Source organism: Trebonia sp. (assembly GCF_049794275.1).
Lineage (GTDB): Bacteria > Actinomycetota > Actinomycetes > Streptosporangiales > Streptosporangiaceae > Trebonia.
The window spans coordinates 1-3238 of record NZ_JBARCR010000934.1 but is presented as its reverse complement, the minus strand read 5'-3'; the positions used below and the strand labels follow the sequence as shown (position 1 = coordinate 3238).

Here is a 3238-nt window from a genome sequence, read left to right as displayed (position 1 = left end):
GGTCACGCCAGGGGCGTCAGGTCAGGCGCTCGATGATGGTGGCGTTCGCCTGGCCGCCCCCCTCACACATCGTCTGCAGCCCGTACCGGCCGCCGCTGCGCTCCAGCTCGTGCAGCAGCTTGGTCATCAGGATCGCGCCGGTGGCGCCGAGCGGGTGGCCGAGCGCGATCGCGCCGCCGTTGACGTTGACCCGGTCAGGACCGACGCCGAGCTCGCGCATTGACTCGATGCCGACCGCGGCGAACGCCTCGTTGATCTCGATCAGGTCCAGGTCGCTGACTTCGCGGCCGGCCTTCCTGAGCGCCTTCTTGATCGCGTTCGCGGGCTGCGAGTGCAGCGCGTTGTCCGGGCCGGCCACCGTGCCGAACGCGCCGACCTCGGCGAGCACGTCGGCGCCGAGCCGGTCCGCCGCCTCCCTGGACGCCACGACGAGTGCCGCGGCGCCGTCGGAGATCTGCGAGGAGGACCCGGCGGTGATGGTGCCGTCCGCGCCGAACGCGGGGCGCAGCCTGGCCAGCGACTCCACGGTCGTGTCCGGGCGGATGCCCTCATCCTGGTCGAAGGCGGCTCCGCCGCTTCTTGCTGTTATCTCGACCGGAACGATCTCCTCGGCGAGGATGCCGTCCTTCGTGGCCCGCGCGGCGCGCTGCTGGGAGCGGGCCGCGAACTCGTCCTGTTCTTCCCGCGTGATGCGGAGCCCCTTGTTGTGCCGTTCGGTTGACTCGCCCATCGACAGTCCGTCGAAGGCGTCGGTCAGCCCGTCCAGCGCCATCGAGTCGAACATCTCGACCGTGCCGTACTTGTAGCCCTTGCGCGAGTTCTTCAGGATGTGCGGGGCGTTGGTCATGGACTCCATGCCGCCCGCGACGATGACCTCGTACTCGCCGAGCCTGATGAGGTCCGCCGCCTGGGCGATGGCGTCCAGGCCAGACAGGCAGACCTTGTTCACCGTGGTGGCCGGGGTGGTCATCGGGATGCCCGCCTTGACAGCGGCCTGCCGCGACGTGATCTGCCCGGCCCCTGCCTGCAGGACGTGGCCCATGATCACGTACTCGACCTGGGCGGGGTCCACCCTCGACCGGCCGAGCGCGCCCGTGATGGCGAAGCCACCGAGTTCGGCGGCGGAGAAACCCGTGAGCGAACCGAGCAGGCGGCCGATCGCCGTCCGCGCTCCGCCAATGATCACTGGGTCGCCCATAGCGCCGGCCTCCTGGTTGTACGTCCGTGCCCATTTGCCAAGATACCCACATGCTGCTGCGAATCGATCATGTGGGCATCGCCTGCCGGTCGCTTGACGCGGCCATCGAGCGGTACACGTCCGTCTTCGGGCTCACCGTGGTGAGCCAGGAGACCAACGCCGAACAGGGCGTGCGTGAGGCGATGCTCGCCACGTCGGACCAGTCGTCCTATGTGCAGCTGCTCGAGCCGCTCGGCGACGACACTCCGGTCGGCCGGTTCCTGGCCCGCCGTGGGGAGGGAATTCACCACGTCGGTTACGCGGTGCCCGACGTGGTCGCGGCGCTGGAGACGTTCGGCGGCCGCGGGGTGCGGCTGATCGACGAGCGGCCCAGGCATGGCTCGATGGGCGCCTCGATCGCCTTCCTGCATCCGGCTGACCTCGGCGGCGTACTGACGGAACTCGTGCAGCCTCGTGCGGCGCGTGGGACATTATGTCCGGGATAGGGGGCACCGCTCCGCGCGGTCGGCACGGCATTTAGACTGCCTTTAGGCATGGACTCCAGCCACCGCCGGGAATGGGTACACGGAGAACCGTGAAGCGCCTACAGACCCGGTGAAGGCGGAGTAATGTGCCTGTCACTGGGCGAGAAACTCGCCGAAGTCCGCGATGCGGCGCCATAGTCCTCCCGGGTAGACGGTCTCGGGTTTGCAGGGTTGGGGGTGCGGTTTCGCTGGCAGTCGGCGACGACCCGGCCGCTGACCCCGCGAGCTGTCCCCCCGTCTAACCAGGATCCAGGATCAGGCCACATGCAATCGGACATTGACGCTCAACTGACCAGCTTCTTTGAAGAGACTCCTCCTCGCGACTTCGCCAAGGTTATGCGCGGGTACGATCCGCACCAGGTCGACGAGCACATCCGGCAGCTCGCCACCGAGGTTCGCCGGCACCAGGAAGACGCGGTCGCCGCGCGGCGCGATCTGAACGACGCGCACCGGCAGATTCAAGAGCAGGAACGGCCCACCTACTCCGGGCTCGGCGCGCGCATCGAGCAGCTGCTCAGGCTCGCCGAGGAGCAGGCCACCGAGCTCGTGCAGGCTGCCAGGTCGGAGGCCAACGAGATCAAGGCCGCCGCGAAGGTCGACGGCGCGGAGCTGCGGGCGGCCGCCGAGAACGAGGCCGCCGAGCTGCGAGCCAACGCCAAGCGCGAGACCGACGAGGTGCGCGGCGCGGCCGAGCGCGAGGCGGACTCGATCAGGACCGCCTCGCGGCGCGAGTCGGACGAGCTGACCTCGACCACCGAGCGGGAAGTCGCCAAGCTGCGCGCCACGGCCGACCACGAGGTCGCCGAAAAGCGCGCCGCGACCGAGCGGGACATTGCCAAGCTGCGCACTACCACCGAGCGCGAGGTCGCCCAGCTCAAGGCGGCGGCCAAGCGGGAGCGCGACGAGATCCTCACTACGTCCAAGCGCCAGGCCGACGAGATGCGGTCGCAGGCGCAGCGGATCCTCGAGGAGAGCGAGGCGCAGCGGGCGCAGGCCGAGGCGGAGTTCGAGATCCAGCTCGCGGCCCGCCGCGAGGAGGCCGAGCGCCAGGAGGCCGAGCGGCTCAGCGCCGCGCAGAACGCGACCCAGAAGCTGGTCTCGGAGGCGGAGCAGCGCGCTTCCACCGCCGAGCAGCGGGCCGCCAAGGCGTCCGCGCAGGCCGACCAGACCCGGCGGGATGCCGACCAGCACGCGCGTCAGCTGGTCAGCAACGCCAAGAAGAACGCCGACCAGATCGTTGGCCAGGCCAAGTCCCAGGCCGAGTCGCTGATGACCGAGGCCAGGACAGAGGCCGAGCGCCGCCGGGTGACCGCGCAGCGCGAGGTCGACGAGCTGACCAGGCAGAAGGACAACATCGCCAGCCACCTGGCGCAGGTCCGCCAGCTGCTCGGCGGGCAGCTCGGCGCGGTCCCGAACGTCCCGAACATGGACCCGTCCGTCGGGGCTCCGCAGGCCAAGCCGGCCATCGCGGAGAGCGCCCGCGCGCCCAAGCCCGCCCCGGCGGGCAACCCCGCGC

3 protein-coding genes are annotated in these 3238 nt (G+C 70.2%); 2 read left to right on the top strand and 1 reads right to left on the bottom strand.

Features of this window, described 5'->3' with window-relative positions; genetic code table 11:
• Positions 1–16: 16 nt before the first annotated feature.
• Positions 17–1198, bottom strand: coding sequence for an acetyl-CoA C-acetyltransferase (locus WA805_RS24060; RefSeq protein WP_425243466.1), 1182 nt, complete (start codon positions 1196–1198; stop codon positions 17–19).
• 50 nt (positions 1199–1248) lie between these two features.
• On the opposite strand from WA805_RS24060, the gene mce reads away from it, so the two are divergent.
• Positions 1249–1683: a methylmalonyl-CoA epimerase gene (mce, locus tag WA805_RS24055; RefSeq protein ID WP_422280548.1), complete on the top strand. Its 435-nt coding sequence runs from the start codon at positions 1249–1251 to the stop codon at positions 1681–1683.
• Positions 1684–1986: 303 nt separating this feature from the next.
• A partial coding sequence (locus tag WA805_RS24050) for a DivIVA domain-containing protein (RefSeq protein ID WP_425243465.1) occupies positions 1987–3238 on the top strand: 1252 nt, incomplete at its 3' end.

Coding starts and splice junctions, on each gene's coding strand:
- WA805_RS24060 (WP_425243466.1), bottom strand. CDS start 1,198: ATGGGCGACCCAGTGATCATTGGCGGAGCGCGGACGGCGATCGGCCGC.
- mce (WP_422280548.1), top strand. CDS start 1,249: ATGCTGCTGCGAATCGATCATGTGGGCATCGCCTGCCGGTCGCTTGAC.